The sequence below is a fragment of the Staphylococcus sp. HMSC077D08 genome, assembly GCF_001837945.1.
GTDB classification, from domain to species: domain Bacteria; phylum Bacillota; class Bacilli; order Staphylococcales; family Staphylococcaceae; genus Staphylococcus; species Staphylococcus epidermidis.
In genome coordinates, this window is record NZ_KV834742.1 from 89,286 (window position 1) to 110,876 (window position 21,591).

The window sequence follows — 21,591 nt, forward strand, 5'->3', positions numbered from 1 at the left end:
TGGCTATTTTGCTAGGAATTATGTCCCAGCCTAATTTGTGGCTCTAATTGTTAGTGTTTAATATGTAATTATTTATTTATAATACATACACTTAGTGATAACAATATAAAAGCATTCTATACGATTTTCATTATATTTACTATTCACTCTCAGATTGAATATACCCTTCTTCTTCAAGTAATTTTTGTAAATTTTGTTTAAGTTCTAATTTATCACCTAGATTATCTATCACATGATCTGCCATCCTACTTTTTTTATCTATAGATATTTGACTATATACACGTGCTTTTGCATCTTCTAATGATAAATTATTCCTTTCCATTAAACGATCGATTTGAATACTTTCAGAAGTGTAAACCACCCAAACTTCATCTACAGTATCTTGTAATTCATTTTCGTACAACAATGGGATATCCATAATTACATGATATCCATGTTCTAGATAATTGTTTTTCTCTTGTTCCATTATCTCTCTTACAATAGGATGAACTATTTCATTAAGAGCCTCGCGTAAGTCAGGATGATTAAAAACAATCTCTCCTACATATTGACGATTCATCTCACCATTTTCGTCAATTGCTTCTTCCCCAAAAATCTCTTTAACTTGTTCAAGTCCCTTAGATCCTTTTTTAACTGCTTCGCGTGAAGCAATATCAGCATCTACTATTTTAAACCCATATGCTGTTAATAATTCTGAAACAGTTGATTTTCCAGTGGCAATACCACCTGTTATCCCAATCACTTTAGACATTATTTCACTCTTCCTTTATCTCTGACAGTTTGGACAAAAATGACTATTTCTTCCAGCTATCACTTTTGTTTCAATCGAATGACCACAAACCTTGCACTTTTTTTGTTTATATACATTTAAATGTAATTGCATTTGTCCTGTTTTACCATCTGCGTGCCTATAATCTGAAATACTAGTACCTCCATATTTTATACCCTCTTCTAAAACTTCTCGAACATAATAAAAGAGAGATTTTCTTTCTTGTTTAGTGAGTGAATTTGTAATTTTATCCGGAGTAATACCAGCTCTGAATAAAGCTTCACAGGCATAGATATTTCCAGCTCCTGCTATAACACGATGATCAAGAATCGTTTGTTTTATTGGTTTGTTCTTATATTTTTTCAAAGTCAAACATTCTAAATAGTGTTCAAATGCCACCTCTTCAAATGGTTCTGGAGCGATTTCTAATAAAGATGGATAACTATCAAAATTGACTATATTTCTGATTTCTCCAAACCGTCTGATATCAGAATAGACTAATTTTTGATCATTATCCAAATCGAAAATGACTTGCCAATGCTTTCGATAATTCGGTGTACTTATCTCATCAAGGTTATTAACAACGAAAAAACCGCCTGCCATACCTAAATGACTAACTAAGATTCTGTCCTCGTCATGATAGGCTATATAAAATATAATGTACTTACTTCTTCTTTCAACTTTTTTTATAACATAACCTTCAGTAAGTTTTTTAAAAGTATCTAATTCCATACCTTTTATAATCGTCTCACGGTGATTATTCTTACCGTTAATTACATTTTTAGCAAAAGTTACTTTCTCTATTTTTGCACTTTTTATTAATGGCTCAATACCTCTTTTAACATGTTCAACTTCAGGTAGTTCAGGCATGATATTATCCTTTCTTTATTTAGCATCGTACCATGTTGCACCATAATTAGAATCTACTTTTAAAGGTACATCAAGCACTAATGCTTGTTCCATAATTTCTTCTACAAATTTACTAAAATCTTCTACTTCTGATTTTGGTATTTCAAATATGAGTTCATCATGAACTTGTAATAATAACTTAGCATGATATTTAGTTTCTTTAATCTTTTCACTGAATTTAACCATTGCTAATTTTATTATGTCAGCCGCACTACCTTGAATGGGCGTATTCATTGCTGTTCTTTCTGCAAAACTTCTTAAATTAAAGTTTCTACTTGTTATATCAGGAATGTATCGACGACGATGAAGTAGTGTTTCTACATAACCTTGCGCTTTTGCATCTTTAACAATGTCAGACATATATTGTTTTACACCTGGAAAACTAGCTAAATAATCATCAATAAATGCTTTAGCTTTTTTTCTAGTGATACCCAAGCTCTGACTCAATCCATAATCGCTGATGCCGTAAACAATACCAAAGTTAACAGCTTTTGCTTGACGTCTCATTAAACTATCAACCTGATCAGATTCAACATTAAATACTTTCATTGCTGTTGCAGTGTGAATATCATGTCCGTTTATAAATGCATGTTTTAAACTTTCATCTTGCGTGATATGCGCAAGTACACGTAACTCAATTTGTGAATAATCAGCAGATAAAATCACACTATCCTTAGAAGTTGGTTTAAAAGCCTTTCTAATCTTTCTTCCTTCTTCTAATCGTATAGGTATATTTTGTAAATTAGGATCTACACTAGATAATCTACCAGTTTGAGCAAGCGTTTGATTAAAACGTGTGTGAATTCTATGATCTTTGCTTATTACTTTTTGTAATCCCTCTACATACGTAGATTGCAACTTAGAAAGTTGTCTATATTCTAAAATATCATCTATAATAGGATGCTCACCTTGTAGTTTTTCTAATACATCTACAGCTGTTGAATAGCCCGTTTTGGTCTTCTTAATGACAGGCAATTGTAATGTTTCAAATAAAACAACACCTAATTGCTTAGGAGAATTTATATTAAATGCTTCACCAGCAGACTCATGAATATTGGAAATTAATACATCTAATTTTTTTTGAATTTCGAATTCCATTTCTTTCAAATCATTGATATCGGTATATATACCAATTTCTTCAATTTCACTTAAAATTCTTGCTAATGGTAATTCTAAATCTTTCAACAGTTCAATTTGATTATAATCTTCTAACTGTGATTTCATGATTGGAGTTACAGCTGATATAGCTTCTGTCACGGAAGCAATGTGTTCGTTTAAAATTGATTCTTCAGGTATATGATGTTTCTTACCTTTCCCAAAAACTGTAATATTATCTTTTACATAATTTTGTCCATATAAACCTACAACAGATTTAACGTCATCAATAGAACGTGATGGGTCAATAATATAGCTTGCTAACATAACATCAAATTCAATATTTTCTATATTAATCCCTAATCGATGAGCAGATACATAAGTCTTTTTTGCATCATAGACAATTTTGGTTGTATTTTTATCTTCAAGCCATCGAACTAAATTTTTATAATTCTTTACATCATCAGCATTTATTACTACATGTTGATGATTTGTATAAAAACCAAATTTGAGAATAGCGTCTTTAAGATAATTAGTACCTTCAAGTTCAAAATGTATTACCGCTTCATTTAAATCATTCAAATCTACATTTTGAAAGTCTTGCTCAATTTCAAAAGTTTTATCTATAACTTCTTCATTATTAGAAGGTGTGTCTATATCTGCTAGTAGCTGTTTAAATTCTAGCTTTTTAAATAGTTCAATTTTTTCTGCAGTGTCGTCTTGAAGAGTTAATTTTGTATCTTCTAATGATACTTCAATCGGACTGTGAACATTGATTGTTGCTAAATCTTTACTCATTAAGGCATCAGCTTTACTATTAATGAGTTTTTCTTTTAATTTTTTTGCAGTAACCTCCTCAATATGTTCATAGACCCCTTCTACTGACTCAAATTGATTAAGTAATTTAATTGCCGTCTTTTCGCCGACACCAGCGACTCCAGGAATATTGTCAGAGGTATCCCCCATTAGACCTTTCATATCGATAATTTGTTTCGGCACTAACCCCTGATATTTCTCTGCTATAAATTCAGGTGTATAATGATCAACGTCGGTAACACCTTTTTTTGTATAATATATTGTAACATTATCAGTGGCTAATTGAGTTAAGTCTCTATCACCTGTAATGATAATGGTTTCAAAATCAGCTTCATCAGCTTGTCTACTTAATGTTCCTATAATGTCATCAGCTTCATAATTATCAAGTTCATATCTTTTAATATGATACGCATCTAATAGTTGACGAATATATGGAAATTGTTCACTTAGTTCAGGTGGAGTTTTTTGACGACCACCTTTATATTCACTGTACTTAGAATGTCTGAAAGTCGTTTTACCTGCATCAAATGCAACTAAAAAATGATTCGGTTTTTCTTCTTTAATTATTTTTTCTAAAAGCATAGCAAAGCCGTAAACTGCATTTGTATGAATACCTGCATGGTTTGAAAGTAAAGGAAGAGCATAAAACGCTCTAAAGCTTAAACTATTACCATCTATTAATACTAATTTATTCAAAATACGTAACCTCCAGAACAGATTTACATATATTTTAGCATATATACAAATACATAACGAGTAAGCGAGTTTAGTACTCGCTACGCATTAACTATTACTAATAGTTAACTTATAAATGCTAAAAAAATATTAAGTTAAATGCTTCTTAAAAATTTCCCATCTATGAGTTTGCACTCATCTTATGTCTGTCAATGACAATATGTATTTTGATTTTAATTAATAGCATAAGTCTTAACATTATATTTCTAAATAATCACTACAACAAAGGACACCACTTTGTCTGTACCAACAATGTAGTGCCCTCAAATTTAATTATCATTAAATAGAACTTTGAATATCGAACCTTTGCCAGGTTCACTTTTAACGTCTATTCTACCATTGTGTGCTTCAACAATATGTTTTGTTATAGAAAGACCAAGTCCTGTACCACCTGAATCTCTACTTCTCGCTTTATCTACACGATAGAAACGTTCAAATATACGCTTTTGATCTGTTTCACTTATACCAATACCATAATCTTGAATCTCTAAATAAACTTTATTGTCATTTCTATATACTCTTACTATTACCTTATTATCTTCTGAGGAATAATTTATAGCATTTGATAGTAAATTAGTAATAACTTGCGCTATTTTATTTTCATGTGCCTCAATGATGACATCTTTTTCGATTTCAGATTGTATTTTGATTCTCTTATTTTGTGCTTGTGTTTGCAAATTATCTATTATATTAATAGCTAATTCAGACAAATTCATGTAATTTATTTCAAGTTCTTTTTGCTGTTCAATATGTGATAAATCTAATAAGTCTGTAACCAATGACTCTATTCTATTAGATTCTTTTAAAATAATATTTAAAAACATATCAAGCGATTGTTCATCATTTTTAGCACCTTCAATCAGAGTTTCTGCAAAACCTTTGATTGAAGTAATCGGTGTTTTGAGTTCATGTGACACATTAGCAACAAATTCCCTTCTAAGGTTTTCTAATTTCTGCAAATTAGTAATGTCATGAAGCACAACCACCATACCTTGTAAATTTTTTTTAGATTTAGTTAAAATGGGGATGCAAGATACATCGAAATATTTAGTATGTACGTTATTAATATCAACTTCTAATTGTTCATAGATAACTTTTTCAGTTCTAAAACTTTCAATAATCAATTTTTCGATACTATCATCTATGAAACCAATGTAACTTTTATTTTCTACCATTTGATCAGGGTTAAACACCTGATAATAAGCATGATTAGCAACTACAATTTCTCCATGTTTATCAATCATCAGTACTGAACTCGGTATATTTTCTAAGGTAGTTTTTAATCTATTGGATTGAATTTTTTGACTATTGTTTAATTTTTGCAATCGTCGCGCTAAGTCATTTGTAGTCACAAATAATGCTCTAGTTTCCTTCACATTACTTTCTGGAACACGAACATGGTAATATCCATCTGCAAGAAGTGATGTAGCATAAGTTACTTCATTGATAGGTCTAATATATGTTCGATTGATACTTCTACTTGCTAAATAAACCGTAAATAATACAATGACTCCAACAATAGACAAATATTTCCATAAATCCTTTTGTAAATCAATAATTTCATTATTAATTCCACTTATGTATATTGTTTTATTATCTATTGTATTCTTATAGGTGTAACGCATACCGAGTTTTGTATTTTTATTGATTAATTTCGAAGGATTAGCTTCATTATCAATTCTATGGTCAATATTTTTAATATTTCCACTTGAGTAAATAATTTTATCTTTATCGTTCTCTTTTATTAATATGATATTTTTTTCATTATGAGCTATATTAGTGATTTCTTTCTCTTTATTATTATTAAAGAGATTAATATAATTACGAGCTTCACTATCTAAGCTTTTAATTTGATTACTAGTTAATGTTTGATAAATTGTGTTGTGAATGATAGCGCCTAAACCAATAAAACTAATGATTGTAATAGTACTAATTAATAGTAATAAACGCAGATGAAACTTCAACATTAAGCTTTAGGTCTCTCCAGTTTATAACCTAAACCTCGTACAGTCTTTATCAATTTAGGTTGCTTAGGATTTTCTTCCAATTTATCTCTTAAGTGGCTTATATGTACATCAACAATTCGAGAATCTCCAGCGAATTCATAATTCCACACTGAATTCAACATATGTTCTCGGGTAATAACTCTTCCTTGTCTTTCAATTAAATATAATAACAATTCAAATTCTTTTGGCGTCAATTCTAATAATTCATCTTCTTTATAGACTTCAAAGAATTCAGGTCGTATTCTAATTGAACCAATGATAATATCTTCATCATCAACATCTTCTTTTTCAATTTCATTAACAAATTGAGAACGTCTTAATATTGCTTTAACTCTGGCAACTACCTCTCTAGGTGAAAATGGTTTTGTCATATAATCATCTGCACCTAGTTCTAGTCCTAAAACCCGATCAAATTCATCGTCCTTTGCTGTCAACATTAAAATCGGTACTAAATTTTTATCAGACCTGATTGTTTTACATACTTCTATACCATCTTTTTTTGGCAACATAACGTCTAATACAATTAGTTCCGGTTGTTCTGTTTCAACTTTTTTCAATGCCTCTTCACCATCATAAGCGACTTCGACTATATACCCTGCTGTTTCTAAATTATATTTTAGTAAGGTCACGATGGATTGCTCATCATCAACCACTAATATTTTTTGTGACATAGTGTGCCTCCTAATCTTTTTATACATTTATATTATAACTGATATTTAAATGGAAATAATATAGCTACACATCAAATTTACATAATCTTAATAAAAGTTATAATTTTACCCGTAATAATTATACATGATAGTAACATCGACTTATATTTTCTTGAAGGAAACTTTATTAAAAGAAATATGAAATTTAAACAGAGTGATTGTTCAAGATAAGAAGTGGGTTAAATTTGTATTAAATAAACATTTCTATCCCAATTCCAACTTGCTGTGTTTGTACAATTTATTGATGATATTCTATCTACTGGGTCGCAATGAAGTAAAAAAATGTTAGGCTTATTTTAAATTCATTGATCATACAAAAAAACCTGAGACACTAATATTTTATGTCTCAGGTTCTTTGAAATTTTTATAAAAAAGTTAGTAAAAATTATCTAATATTCTTAATTAGTTCATCAGCAAAATCAGATGTTGAAACTTCTTTTGCACCATCCATAAGACGTGCAAAATCATATGTTACGATTTTTGAAGCAATTGTTGCCTCAATAGAGTCAGTGATTTTATCTGCGGCTTTTTGCCAACCTAAATGTTCCAGCATTAAAACTGAACTTAAAATTTCTGATGACGGATTAACCTTATTTAAACCAGCATATTTAGGTGCAGTACCATGTGTTGCTTCAAAAATAGCATGTCCAGTTTCATAGTTAATGTTAGCACCAGGCGCAATACCAATGCCTCCAACTTGAGCTGCGAGAGCATCAGAGATATAGTCACCATTTAAATTCATAGTTGCCACAACATCATGTTCAGCTGGACGTGTTAATATTTGTTGTAAGAAGATATCAGCGATAGAGTCTTTAATAATAATTTTACCTTCTTGTTCAGCTTTACTTTGTGCTTCATTCGCAGCATCTTTACCCTTTTGTTCAACAATTTCATCATATTGTTGCCATGTAAACACTTTATCACCAAATTCATTATGAGCTAAATCATAGCCCCACTGCTTAAATGAACCTTCAGTAAATTTCATAATATTACCTTTATGAACTAAAGTTACTGATTTACGATCATTATCAATTGCATATTGAATAGCCGCTCTTACTAGACGTTCTGTACCTTCTTTGGATACTGGTTTTATACCAATACCAGAAGTTTCGGGGAAACGAATATTTGTTGCTCCCATTTCATTTTGTAAGAAATCGATAACTTTTTTTACTTCTGACGTACCTTGTTTAAATTCTATCCCTGCGTATATATCTTCGGTATTTTCACGGAAAATAACCATATCAACATCTTCAGGTCGTTTAACCGGTGAAGGAACGCCTTTGAACCAACGTACCGGACGTAAACAAGTAAATAAATCTAACTCTTGTCTCAGTGCTACGTTTAACGAACGAATTCCACCACCAATTGGAGTTGTTAAAGGACCTTTAACAGCAATTAAATATTCTTTAATTGTTTCTAACGTTTCTTGTGGCAACCATTTTCCAGTTTCATCGTAAGCTTTTTGACCTGCTAAAACTTCTTTCCATTCTATACGTTTTTCTCCATTATACGCTTTTTCAACAGCTGCATCGATTACTCGGCTAGCTGCTTTCCAAATATCAGGTCCAATACCATCACCAATAATAAACGGAATAATAGGTTCGTTAGGTACATTTAAACCATCTTTACCCTGTGTTATTTTTTCTGCAGACATACAATTAACCTCCATATTTTTAAGTTATAATACTAATTTATTTTATGATCTTTCTTCAATAGGCACATATTTACGATTTTGTTCACCTATATATTTAGCTCTTGGTCGCATAATTCTATTGTCTCGATATTGCTCTAAAATATGAGCAATCCAACCAGAAGCACGACTTACTGCAAATATTGGTGTGAATAAATCATGTGGAATATTCATACTATGATAGACTGTAGCACTAAAGAAATCGACATTAGGAATAAGTCCTTTTTCTTCTTTCATTCTCTTCTCAATGGCTAATGACATTTCAAACAGTTCACTTTGCCCTGTTTCTTCAGTGATTTTACGGCTCATTTCTCTTAAATATTTAGCTCTTGGATCACCATCTTTATAAACACGATGACCAAAGCCCATAATTTTATCTTTATTTGCAAATCTTTCATCTAAATAGTGATCAACATTATCAATGCTACCTATTTCTTTAAGCATTGACATCACTCGTTCATTTGCGCCACCATGTAATGGTCCTTTTAATGAACCAATAGCTGCAACAACACCTGAATACATATCTGATAACGAAGATACTGCGCAACGTGCTGTAAATGCAGATGCGTTAAGTTCATGATCAGCATGTAAAATTAATGCCTTATTAAATGCTTCAACTTCAACTTCTGTTGGTAGTTCTCCCCTTAACATATATAAGAAATTTGCTGCATAACTAAGTTCAGAATTAGGTTTAACAGGTTCTTTACCGTCTCTAACTCTAGCGAAAGCCGTTACTAAAGAAGCGATTTTAGCTTGAATACGAATAGCTCTATCATATTTATTCTCATCAGATTCATTTTCCGCTTCTGAATCAAAATGAGCTACATAAGATACTGATGTACGTAGAGCAGTCATTGGATGTACATGATCTGTCACATACTCCTCAAAATGCTTGTATACTCTAGTGTTAAGAGTCATATAATCAAATAATTTTTCTTTTAATTCACTTAGCTCTTTTTCATTAGGAAGTCTATAATTCCATAGTAAAAAAATTATTTCTTCAAATTGCGCGTTTTCTGCGAGATCGTCAATATCATAGCCCGCATATGTTAACTGACTGTCAATTATTGAGCTAATTTTAGTTTCAGCTGCAATAACCCCTTCTAAACCTCTTTTTAATTCTGCCATGATAAATTTCCCCTTTACTGTTTCTTTATGAAATGGCTTTCAATAAATATTATAGCTAAATTCAAACAATTTGTGAAACATTAAAAACATTCTCATATCAGTACAAGAAAAATCACTAGTCACCACTTATAATATTTGCTTTCTAAAACCCCTAACAACACAGGTTTCCCCATACTTATCTCCTCCAAAAAATCACAATTGATTATGTCTTTTCGTTTAGTTATCAAGAATGATTAAAAAATATTAATAATAATTATGGTGAATTTTCACACTTTTTTTCGAAAAGAATTGTATAAATTGCATTATAAGTGCATAATATATATATCTTATAGTAAGGGAGTTGTCTTATGGCTGAGAATTTACAAAGAGAATTGAGCAATAGACATGTTCAATTAATTGCCATCGGAGGTGCTATAGGAACTGGTCTGTTCCTAGGTGCCGGACAAACTATCGCAATGACTGGTCCCTCAATATTACTTACTTATATTATTATAGGGTTCATGTTATTTATGTTCATGCGTGGATTGGGAGAAATTATTATTCAAAATACGAACTTCAAATCTTTTGCTGACGTGACCAACACATATATAGGACCGTTCGCAGGATTTGTAACTGGTTGGACTTACTGGCTATGCTGGATTATTACTGGTATGGCTGAAGTGACTGCAGTTGCCAAATATATAAGTTTTTGGTTCCCAGATATACCTAATTGGATTAGTGCTTTATTTTGTGTACTTATTCTAATGTCTTTCAATTTATTAAGTGCAAAGTTGTTTGGTGAGCTTGAATTCTGGTTCGCAATCATCAAAATAGTTACAATCATTGCATTAATCGTTATAGGTGTAATCATGATTTTATTCGCATTCAAGACACCATTTGGTAACACAAGTTTAACTCATTTGTATCAACATGGAATTTTTCCAAAAGGAGCTTCTGGATTCTTTATGTCATTCCAAATGGCATTGTTCTCATTTGTTGGTATTGAAATGATTGGTGTTACTGCAGGCGAGACAAAAGATCCAGAAAAAACTATACCTAAAGCTATCAATAGTGTACCTATTAGAATTTTAATCTTTTATGTAGGTGCATTAGCAGTCATCATGTCTATTATTCCATGGGATAAAGTAGATCCAGATAATAGTCCATTCGTTAGATTGTTTGCATTAATTGGTATACCATTTGCAGCAGGAATAATTAATTTCGTTGTTTTAACAGCTGCTGCCTCTTCATGTAACAGTGGTATTTTCTCAAACAGCAGAATGCTTTATGGACTTTCAAACCAAAATCAAGCACCACCAACATTTGCTAGTACTAATAAACATGGTGTGCCACATAAAGCGATCATTGCATCATCAGCTTTATTGTTAATTGCAGCGCTACTGAATTACATATTCCCTGATGCAACACTTGTATTTACTTATGTAACTACGATTTCTACAGTATTATTTGTTGTGGTTTGGGCATTAATTATTATTGCTTATATTAACTATAGTCGTAAAAATCCAGAACTTCATAAGAAAGCAACATATAAACTACCAGGCGGTCAATACATGGGATACCTTATTCTTATTTTCTTTGTTTTTGTATTTGCCTTGTTATTTATTAATGTTGATACAAGAAGAGCGATTTACTGCACGCCTATTTGGTTTATTTTATTAGGTTTAATGTACTTAAGATACAAAAAAGCTAATAAAGAAGCACGATAAAATTTACATCGACACTTAGTAATTTCTGATTACTAGTGTCGATTTTTTAATTTGTTTTAATGATATACTTTTCTTACTTTTTACTAATTGATGTCATCTAGAAACCTCTGATCTTATCTTGTTAATTTCTACAATTTTTATTTTTCAATGAATCATTCTTCTATTACTTTTTTTATTAAACACAGAAAAATCCCTATATATATAATTTTTTATAATTTGTTTTGTAAGTTTTAAAAAGAATAAATTAGGATACAGATGACATTTGATGTTTTACCTTAAAATCGATAACTAGTATTGAAAAAGGTTGATTTAATCATTTTTAATTTCAATAATTAACTACCCTAATAATAAGAGCCTGGAACATAAATCAATGTTCCAGGCTCTCTTATGAATAGCTTTAAAGCTTTGTGATTATCAAATCTTCTTTTTTAATTTATCATTTGTTAAATTAAAGAACGTTAGCATAACCTTCAAACACTTTACCTTGTGACGCATCTAAAGTCACTAACATATCATTTTTAATTTCTTTAGTTGCTTGTTCTACACCAACAACAGTAGGTATACCTTTTTCTAAACCTATAATTGCGCTTGGTGAAGTAATACCATTTTCTTCTGTAATTAGACCTATAGCTTTTTCAACATATGGTACTAATGTTTCATCAACAGAATTTGTAATGATAACTTTATCAGATAAATCTTTACCTTCTAAGTCACTTGCACTATCTGCAACAATTGCGTGGCCTACAACAGATCCTCTACCAACACCTTGGCCTTTAGCAATCTCATCACCTACTAAGTGGATTTTCATCATATTTGTAGTTCCTTTTTCTCCAGTAGGTACACCAGCAGTAATAATAATTAAATCCCCGTTTGAAACTCTACCAGTTTCGACTGCTGTTGCTACAGCATTATTTAGTAAAGCATCAGTTGTTTTACGTCCTTCTTTAACTACAGGATTTACTCCCCATACAATTGCACATTGTCTAGCAGTTTTTTCACTAGGTGTTACAGCAATGATATCTGAATGTGGACGATATTTAGAAATTGTACGTGCTGTTGAACCACTTTCAGTTGCTGCTACTATAGCTTTTACATTTAAGTTTAAGGCAGTATGTGCAACAGAAACACCAATTGCATTGACTAATGATGTTTCAACTAATTTAGTACGATCACTTAATAATTTTTTATAGTCTTGCGCTGCTTCAGCAGAAACTGCAATATTGCGCATAGTTTTAACAGCTTCTTCTGGATATTGACCTGCTGCAGTTTCTCCTGATAACATTACCGCGTCAGTACCATCGTATATTGCATTAGCTACGTCACTTGCTTCTGCACGTGTCGCACGTGGATTACGTTGCATAGAATCAAGCATTTGAGTCGCAGTAATTACAGGTTTTCCTAATTTATTACATTTTCTAATTAAATCTTTTTGAACCATTGGTACGCTTTCTGGCGGAATTTCAACACCCATATCACCGCGTGCTACCATTAATCCATCAGATACTTCAAGAATTTCTTCAATATTATCGATACCTTCTTGGTTTTCAATTTTAGGGAAAATTGTTATTTCTGCTTTTTCTTCTTCAAGAATTTGACGGATATCTAAAACATCACTAGGACGTCTTACAAAACTTGCAGCTATAAAGTCTACATTTTCCTTTATACCAAATCTGATATCATCGGCATCTTTATCAGTGATACCAGGTAAATTAACTTTAACACCAGGTAAGTTAACACCTTTTTTATTTTTTAATTCACCAGTATTTAAGATATCACATTTAACTTCGCCTTTATCTTTATTAATTTCTTTGACTTGAAGTTCAACTAGACCATCATCTAATAGTATATATGAACCAATATTGACATCATTGATTAGATTTTCATATGTTACAGAGAATTTTTCAGGTGTTCCTTCAACTTCATCCATACTTACAATGACTTCTTTGCCTTTTTCTAAAACAATAAGCCCATCTTTCATATTGTGCGTACGAATTTCTGGCCCTTTAGTATCCAATAACAAGCCAATTGTTTTATTTAAACGTTTAGCAACTTTACGAATTGTATCAATTCTTGCTTTATGTTCTTCATGACTACCATGTGAGAAATTTAAACGCGCAACGTTCATTCCTGCATTCATTAATTTTTCGAGCATTTCCTCTGATTCTGAAGCTGGTCCTATTGTACATACAATTTTAGTCTTTCTCATTTTTATAATCCTCCCAAATAAATTTAAATTGATAATTCTTTTGCTAATTCATACATTTGACTATTAAATTTGCGATCATTTTCAGCAAAAATTTCATCAAACGGTGTAGAAGTTAATTGATTATTCCTAATGCCAACACCTTTAGCTGTCTCGCCTTGTTTTAAAAGTTCAATAGCATATCCGCCAAGTCGAGAAGCTAATACTCGATCAGCACCAGATGGGCTACCGCCACGTTGAATGTGACCTAACACTGAAACTCGTGTATCAATGTTAATATACTTCGTTAACTCATCTGCACATTCTTGGCCGCTCATACAACCTTCTGCAACCATAACGATAGAATGTTTTTTTCCTCTTTTGATACCCTGTTCAATCTTTTCAGCTACATCTTTAATATCTGTATTGACTTCTGGTAAAACAATCGTTTCAGCTCCTACAGATAATCCAGCCCATAATGCTAAATCTCCACAATCACGCCCCATAACTTCAACAATAAACGTTCTTGCGTGACTTGATGCCGTATCTCTAATCTTATCGACTGATTCAATAATAGTGTTTAATGCAGTATCAAAACCAATTGTAAAATCCGTACCATTAATATCATTATCAATTGTACCTGGAATACCAATTGTTTGAATTTCTTTACATTCCTCACTAATTCGTTGTGCCCCTCTATAGCTGCCATCTCCTCCAATGACAACTAAACCTTCGATACCACGCTTACGTAAATTCTCAATAGCTTTCTTACGTACATCCTCTTCTTTGAATTGAGGGCACCTTGCGGAAAAGAGAAACGTTCCTCCTCGTTGTATTGTATCCCCTACTGAACCCAATTCAAGCTTATGAATATCATCATCAAGTAAACCTTGGTAACCTTGATAAACACCATAAACTTCAATATTATTGTAAATTGCTGTTCGAGTCACTGCACGAACAGCAGCGTTCATACCCGGAGAATCTCCTCCGCTAGTTAAAACTGCAATCTTCTTCATGACGACATACCTTTCCTTAACTAGATTTATCTTCAACTCTAAATTACCATAAATTTTTTTAACGTTCCATTAAAAGAAAGACAATTCATAGATGTAAACGTTTTAAAAATGTAATTTTTATTACAACATAAAAAAAAGAGCTAAAAGCCTAACAATTAGACTAATAGCTATACAAAATTACTCCACAACCGAACCAATTTGTCTAAATTTTTCAAAACGATCATTTGCTAATTCTTCAGGTGTGAGTTGCTTCAATTCATTTAAATGTTTAAGGAACATTTTCTTAATTGATAAGGCTTGCACTTCTTCATCTTTTTGTGCACCACCAAGAGGTTCATTAATCACTTCATCTATGATACCTAAATCTAGTAAATCATGTGCAGTGATTTTCATAGTTTCAGCGGCAATTTGAGCTAAGTTACTATCTTTCCATAAAAGTGCAGCTGCACCTTCAGGTGAAATAACTGAATAAGTACTATTTTCAAGCATCAGAACACGATTTGAGATTCCAATACCTAAAGCACCGCCACTTCCACCTTCACCAATAACAATAGCAATAACTGGTACAGTTAATGAAGCCATTTCCATCAAATTTTTTGCAATTGATTCACTTTGACCTCTTTCTTCAGCTGCTTTACCCGGATAAGCACCTTTAGTATCTATAAAAGTAAATACTGGACGATTAAATTTCTCTGCTTGTTTCATTAAACGCAAAGCTTTTCTATACCCTTCAGGGTGAGCCATACCAAAATTACGATAAATATTATCTTTCGTGTCTTTACCACGTTGTTGGCCTATAACTGTTACTGGCTTACCATCTAGATAACCAATTCCACCAATCATTGCTGGATCATCCCTATAAGTTCTATCGCCATGTAACTCAATAAATGAATCAAAAATATAGGAAATATAATCTAATGTGGTTGGTCTTTCTGGTAAACGAGCGATTTGAACACGATCCCAAGGTTTCAGATTAGTATAAACTTTTGTTGTTTCTCTTTTTAATGATGCTTCCAGCATATCTATTTCATCTTGAAGATCAACTTCGTTTTTTTCTTGAGATTCTTTTAAAGAATCAATTTTATTTCTAATTTCAAAAAGTGGTTTTTCAAAATCTAACATTAGTTACTCACCTCTTGATGGATTTTTAAAATATTTGATAAAGTCTCACGCATATCTTTTCGATGAATGACTTTATCAAGTTGACCATGCTCTAGTAAAAATTCAGCAGTTTGGAAATCATCAGGCAACTTTTCATTAATTGTTTGTTCTATAACACGTCTACCAGCAAATCCGATTAGTGCTTTAGGTTCACTTAAATTAATATCCCCAACCGAAGCAAAACTTGCAGAAACCCCTCCAGTAGTGGGATTAGTTATGTAAGAAATATATAATAGTCCTGCATCAGAATGTCTTTTTAAAGAAACACTAGTTTTCCCCATTTGCATTAAAGAAATAATTCCCTCTTGCATTCTAGCTCCACCACTCGCAGAAAACAGAATAAATGGCAAACGATGTTCTGTACAATAATCAATAATTCTACATATTTTTTCACCAACTACTGAGCCCATGCTTCCCATTCTAAAACGAGCATCCATAACTGCAACACCATATTGTATTCCATCTAATTTCGCAGTACCAGACACTAACGCTTCATTAAGTCCAGTCTTCTGCTGATCTTTTTCAATTTTTTCTTCATATCCAGGAAAGTCTAATGGGTTAGCAGATGTCATACCTCTATCAAATTCTATAAATGACCCTTCGTCTGAAATTGCTTCTATTCTTTTATATGCGGTTAAAGCTATATGATGATCACAATTAAAGCATACATTTAAATTTTCATTCAATTCTTTTGTATACATTATTTTTTTGCATTTAGGACATTTTGTCATTATACCAGCAGGTACATCATTTTGTTTAGAATCTTGAACTGTTAAATATTTCTTTTTCTTACTTCGATTAAAAAAATCTTTAAACATTGGTAAACCTCCAAATATCCTCTGTTACTTCATTTAAAAAGACTTTACATATTTTGTAAAAGTCGTAATAGTACTAAAATATAGCTATTCGTTTAATCTATTTTAAGTCAGTAAGTTTCATAGTTTTATCAAATATTTCTTGTGTATCAATTTTAATTCTTGCTACACCGGATTCCATAGCAGCTTTAGCTACATTTTTGGCTACTGATGGAGCTACTCTTTTATCAAATGGTCCTGGTATACAATAATCGGGATGTAACTCACTTTCGTCGATTAAATGAACGATAGCTTCTACAGCTGCCTTTTTCATATGTTCGTTAATATGAGTAGCTTCAACGTCCAAAGCGCCTCTAAAAATACCTGGAAAAGCTAATACATTATTAATTTGGTTCGGAAAATCAGATCGACCAGTACCCACAACCTTTGCACCTGCCTGTTTGGCTTCATTGGGATTGATTTCAGGATTAGGATTAGCCATAGCAAAAATAATTGGGTCATCAGCCATTGTCTTCACCATATTTTGCGTCAATATATCCGCTACAGATACACCTATAAAAACATCTGCATCTTTAATCACTTCTTCAAGTGAACCTTCAACTTTATCTTTATTCGTCCACTTTGCTACATATGTTTTTGTATCATTCATACCTAAATTTCTGCCAGAATAAATAGCACCTTTTGAATCGCACATAATCATATTATTCACGCCATAAGCATGAAGTAACTTTACTATAGCGATACCTGCTGCACCTGCACCATTTAATACAACTTTTATATCCGTTAACTCTTTATTTACAATTTTTAAAGCATTGATTAACCCAGCCATAGTAACGATAGCTGTACCATGTTGATCGTCATGGAAAATAGGTATATTGGTCTCTTTCTTTAAGGTTTCTTCAATTTCAAAACAGCGAGGAGCTGATATATCTTCAAGATTAATTCCACCATAGTTGGGTTGAATAAGTTTAACTGTTTTTATGATTTCTTGAGTATCCGTTGTATCTAATGCTATCGGCACACCATTAATACCCGCAAAACTTTTGAACAGTGCTGCCTTTCCTTCCATTACTGGAATACTTGCTTCTGCTCCAATATTACCTAAACCGAGAACAGCAGTTCCATCCGTTACAACAGCAACTGTATTCCCCTTAATAGTGTACTCATACACTTTTCTTGGATCTTCATGGATTTCTTTACAAGGTTCAGCAACGCCAGGTGAGTATGCTAGGCTTAATTGTTGCTTATTTGTCACTTTAACATTTGGTGTAATTTCTAGTTTACCTTGGTTCTCTCTATGCATTTCTAAAGCGTCATCTCTTAAAGACATTTAATCAACCCCTATTTTATTTTGTGAGAAGTCATTGAACTATATGTATTCAGTACATAAATCAATCCATGAATAGAAAACTGAATCATTTTAAATATACACGATTTACTAGTAAATATGTAGAACAATAGTACAATCATTGAAAGTAAATTGATTTTTAGATGTTGCAATTCAAATTATTTCTTCTGCTGATAAAACAGATTTAGTGTGTTAAATCAGAACAAAAAATAATTATAAAAGAAAAACTGATGATTAAGAAATAATCATCAGTTAACTATATCATAATTTAAAAATCGTTAAAAGTTAAATAAACCTAATATCAGCTGGTGAATAAGTTTGTATTAATAGATCAAAATTTTGAGGTTGACGTTCAATTTGTCCCAACATTGTCATCTTATTTGCACATTCGTCAAAACCATAAATATTTAATGCATGTTGTTTATTAGATTGCACTTTTGAATGTTCAAATTGTGGTTCAAGATGGGTTACATTACGTAAAATAACTTTTTTCGAATTAGACAATTTTGTTTGTTCATACGCTTCAACTTCAAAAAGTTGATTGATGATAAGTTGCATTTGCTGATTACGCTTTTCAAATTTACCCAATACGATATACATCTGTTCCTTTGAAATAGAAGTTTCGTATTTTTTAAACTTATCTGGGAAAATCACTCCATCCATCATCGTTCTTCCATCATTCATAGTTACAAATGCCATATTTTGACCATTCTTCGTTCTTATTTGTTTGATATGGTCAAATTGAACAAGTATAGGTTGATAGTGACTTCCATTAGACAATTGAAATATACCTAAATATTGTTTCTTTTCAAATTTCTTTTCAACTGGATGTTTACTAATATAGAATCCTAGGTATTCTTTTTCATAATCACTTAATAATTGATCAGGCAGTTCCTCTTTTTCTTCATATGATTGTTTAGGAGTTAAAAGATCGAAAAGCATATCATCTTGTTCAACATCAGAATTTAAATCTAATACTTGATCAATTGCTTGTAATAATGTCGCTCTAGTTTTGCCAAAAGTGTCGAATGCGCCTACTAAGATAAGAGACTCAAGTAATTTTCTATTTTTCACCCTTTTTGGTATACGTCTTGAAAAATCAAAGAAATCTCTATAAGGTCCATTCTGCTGGCGCTCATCAATAATTAATTTAACGCTTTGATATCCAATTCCTTTAATTGTACCTAAAGACAAATATATTCCTTTATTACTTGCCTTATAATACCAATGACTTTGATTAATATTGGGAGGCAAAATGCTAATTCTTTGATGCTTAGCTTCGTCAATTATAGCTGCAGTCTTTTTTTCACTTCCTATTACATTACTCAAGATATTTGCATAAAAATAATGAGGATAGTGCACTTTTAAATAGCTCATTATGTATGCAATTTTTGAGTAACTAACAGCATGGGCACGTGGGAACCCATAATCAGCAAACTTAAGTATTAAATCAAAAATTTGCTTACTTATCTGTTCACCGTAACCATTATTTTTTGCACCATCTATGAAATGTTGACGCTCACTCTCTAAGATTGCACGATTCTTTTTACTCATTGCTCTTCTTAAAATATCTGCTTCACCATAACTAAAGCCAGCAACTTGACTTGCAATCTGCATAATTTGTTCTTGATAAATGATAACACCATATGTGTTTTTTAAGATTGGTTCTAAATCAGGATGTAAATAAGCAACTTGGTTAGGATTATGTCTACGGGTTATATAAGTTGGTATTTCTTCCATTGGCCCTGGTCTATATAATGATGTGACAGCTACGATATCTTCAAAATGTTCAGGTTGCAATCTTTTTAATACGCTTCTAACGCCTTCTGATTCCAATTGAAAAATACCTGTAGTGTCCCCATTTGATAATAAATCAAACACTTTTTTATCATCATAAGGAATGGCTTCTATATCAATATTTATATTTAAATCCTTTTTAACTTGTAAAATAATTTGATGAATAATTGATAGATTGCGTAATCCCAAGAAATCAATTTTTAATAATCCTATACGTTCCGCTTCTGTCATAGTCCACTGCGTTAATAATCCTGTATCACCAGTTGTTAATGGCGCAAATTTGAATAATGGTTGATCATTGATAATGATACCTGCAGCATGTGTCGACGTATGTCTTGGTAAGCCTTCTAACTTTTTACTTACTTCAAACCAACGTTCATTTCTATGATTACGATGAACAAATGCTTTAAACTCTGGCTTCTGGTATGCTTCTTCAAGAGTTATACCTAATTTATGTGGAATAAGTTTTGAAATCTCATTTAAACTCGTTTCATCAAAACCCATTATTCTTCCTACATCTCTAGCAACAGCACGGGCTAACAGATGTCCAAATGTCACAATACCTGATACATGATGTTCACCATATTTATCTTGTACATACTTAATTACTTTTTCACGTCTCGTGTCTTCAAAATCAATATCAATATCTGGCATAGTTACACGTTCAGGATTAAGAAATCTTTCAAATAAAAGATTATATTTTAACGGGTCTATCGTAGTAATACCTAATAAATAACTTACCAATGATCCCGCTGATGAACCACGACCTGGCCCAACCATCACTTCATGTGTTTTAGCAAAATGAATCAAATCACTTACAATAAGAAAATAATCCTCGAAACCCATATCAGTAATAATTTTATATTCATGTTTCAACCGATCGAAATAAGTTTTGTCATTAAGTTCCCATTTTTGTAACCTATGTATAAGTATTGTCCAAAGATAATCTTTCGAAGTCTCACCATTAGGTGTCACAAATTGTGGCAACAGTGATTGATGGTATGCAATTTCTGCTTGGCATAATTTTTCAATTTCATTCGTGTTAGCAATCATATCTTCACCAAGATTTAGTGTTTGAAGTTCTTCCATACTAGGAAAATGTTCATCAAGTGTTTCTTTCTCATGTATTAAATCTAACTTAGTATTATCTCTTATGGCATGTAAAGCTGGAATGGTTTCAGCATCATCTTCATTTAAATATCTTGCAGATTGCATCCATACACGTTTGCCAGTCAATGTATTATTACTATTATGATTTAAATACAATTCTTTCTTACCTTCAAACGCATCAATGATTTGCTTATGAGACAACTCAGCCTCTTTAAATATGATAATTAAATGTTTATCATATTTTTTTAGCCATTCAATAGGTACTTCTTCTTTATTTTTCATCATTATAGCAGAAGAAAGTTGGTATAATGACTTGAGTCCTTGATTATTTTTTGCTAAAACAACTGTTTCAATAGTATAGAGACCATCCGTTAAATATATAGTCATACCAAATATGGGATGTATGTGGGCTGCAATACAAGCATCATAAAACTTTGGATAACCGTACAATACATTTGTATCGGTTATTGCAAGCGCACGGTATCCTTCTTTTTTAGCTTTATCTATTAATGCATCAATTCTCAAACTAGAATCTAACAGGTCAAAAGAAGTATGAATATTTAAATGTGCTACCATGGTCTCTTACCTCCTTTTAAAA

At 31.8% G+C, this 21,591-nt stretch carries 14 protein-coding genes; 1 reads left to right on the forward strand and 13 read right to left on the reverse strand.

Features of this window, described 5'->3' with window-relative positions; translation table 11 throughout:
* Positions 1-139: 139 nt before the first annotated feature.
* From coaE to HMPREF2663_RS01365, 7 genes are all read right to left on the reverse strand, one after another.
* Entirely contained in the window at positions 140-751 is a 612-nt protein-coding gene (gene coaE / locus HMPREF2663_RS01335; protein WP_001830774.1) for a dephospho-CoA kinase, read from the reverse strand.
* Between the two features lie 15 nt (positions 752-766).
* Positions 767-1,639 carry a bifunctional DNA-formamidopyrimidine glycosylase/DNA-(apurinic or apyrimidinic site) lyase gene (mutM, locus tag HMPREF2663_RS01340; RefSeq protein ID WP_002446654.1) on the reverse strand — a complete coding sequence of 291 codons (873 nt, stop codon included), beginning with the start codon at positions 1,637-1,639 and terminating at the stop codon, positions 767-769.
* A 15-nt stretch (positions 1,640-1,654) separates the two neighbouring features.
* Positions 1,655-4,285, reverse strand: a complete 2,631-nt coding sequence (polA, locus tag HMPREF2663_RS01345) for a DNA polymerase I (protein WP_070845615.1) — start codon at positions 4,283-4,285, stop codon at positions 1,655-1,657.
* Between the two features lie 308 nt (positions 4,286-4,593).
* A complete protein-coding gene (gene pnpS, locus HMPREF2663_RS01350) occupies positions 4,594-6,291 on the reverse strand; it encodes a two-component system histidine kinase PnpS (protein ID WP_002446656.1) in 1,698 nt (565 codons plus the stop codon).
* Positions 6,291-7,001, reverse strand: coding sequence for a response regulator transcription factor (locus tag HMPREF2663_RS01355; protein WP_001830897.1), 711 nt, complete (start codon positions 6,999-7,001; stop codon positions 6,291-6,293). Before HMPREF2663_RS01355 ends, pnpS begins: the two co-directional genes overlap by 1 nt.
* A 424-nt stretch (positions 7,002-7,425) precedes the next feature.
* Positions 7,426-8,694, reverse strand: coding sequence for an NADP-dependent isocitrate dehydrogenase (gene icd / locus HMPREF2663_RS01360; protein WP_070845617.1), 1,269 nt, complete (start codon positions 8,692-8,694; stop codon positions 7,426-7,428).
* 42 nt (positions 8,695-8,736) lie between these two features.
* A complete protein-coding gene (locus tag HMPREF2663_RS01365; RefSeq protein WP_070845619.1) occupies positions 8,737-9,858 on the reverse strand; it encodes a citrate synthase in 1,122 nt (373 codons plus the stop codon).
* A gap of 347 nt (positions 9,859-10,205) precedes the next feature.
* Between HMPREF2663_RS01365 and HMPREF2663_RS01370 the strand changes: the two genes are divergently transcribed.
* Positions 10,206-11,564 carry an amino acid permease gene (locus HMPREF2663_RS01370; RefSeq protein ID WP_002446659.1) on the forward strand — a complete coding sequence of 453 codons (1,359 nt, stop codon included), beginning with the start codon at positions 10,206-10,208 and terminating at the stop codon, positions 11,562-11,564.
* Between the two features lie 448 nt (positions 11,565-12,012).
* Here the strand turns inward: HMPREF2663_RS01370 and pyk are convergent, their stop codons facing one another.
* From pyk to HMPREF2663_RS01400, 6 genes are all read right to left on the reverse strand, one after another.
* Positions 12,013-13,770 (reverse strand): pyruvate kinase, encoded by a 1,758-nt coding sequence (gene pyk, locus HMPREF2663_RS01375; protein WP_002446660.1) that lies wholly within the window; start codon positions 13,768-13,770, stop codon positions 12,013-12,015.
* Positions 13,771-13,793: 23 nt separating this feature from the next.
* Positions 13,794-14,762, reverse strand: a complete 969-nt coding sequence (gene pfkA / locus HMPREF2663_RS01380; RefSeq protein WP_002446661.1) for a 6-phosphofructokinase — start codon at positions 14,760-14,762, stop codon at positions 13,794-13,796.
* A 177-nt stretch (positions 14,763-14,939) separates the two neighbouring features.
* On the reverse strand, positions 14,940-15,884 hold the full coding sequence (locus tag HMPREF2663_RS01385) for an acetyl-CoA carboxylase carboxyltransferase subunit alpha (RefSeq protein ID WP_070845621.1): 945 nt from the start codon (positions 15,882-15,884) through the stop codon (positions 14,940-14,942).
* The gene (gene accD, locus HMPREF2663_RS01390; RefSeq protein ID WP_001832673.1) at positions 15,884-16,741 is read right to left on the reverse strand and encodes an acetyl-CoA carboxylase, carboxyltransferase subunit beta; all 858 of its coding nucleotides are present in this window, start codon (positions 16,739-16,741) and stop codon (positions 15,884-15,886) included. The genes HMPREF2663_RS01385 and accD overlap by 1 nt, the downstream gene beginning before the upstream one ends.
* Before the next feature lie 97 nt (positions 16,742-16,838).
* Positions 16,839-18,068 (reverse strand): NADP-dependent malic enzyme, encoded by a 1,230-nt coding sequence (locus HMPREF2663_RS01395; RefSeq protein WP_070845623.1) that lies wholly within the window; start codon positions 18,066-18,068, stop codon positions 16,839-16,841.
* A gap of 303 nt (positions 18,069-18,371) precedes the next feature.
* Positions 18,372-21,569, reverse strand: coding sequence for a DNA polymerase III subunit alpha (locus HMPREF2663_RS01400; protein ID WP_002476145.1), 3,198 nt, complete (start codon positions 21,567-21,569; stop codon positions 18,372-18,374).
* Positions 21,570-21,591 lie beyond the last annotated feature (22 nt).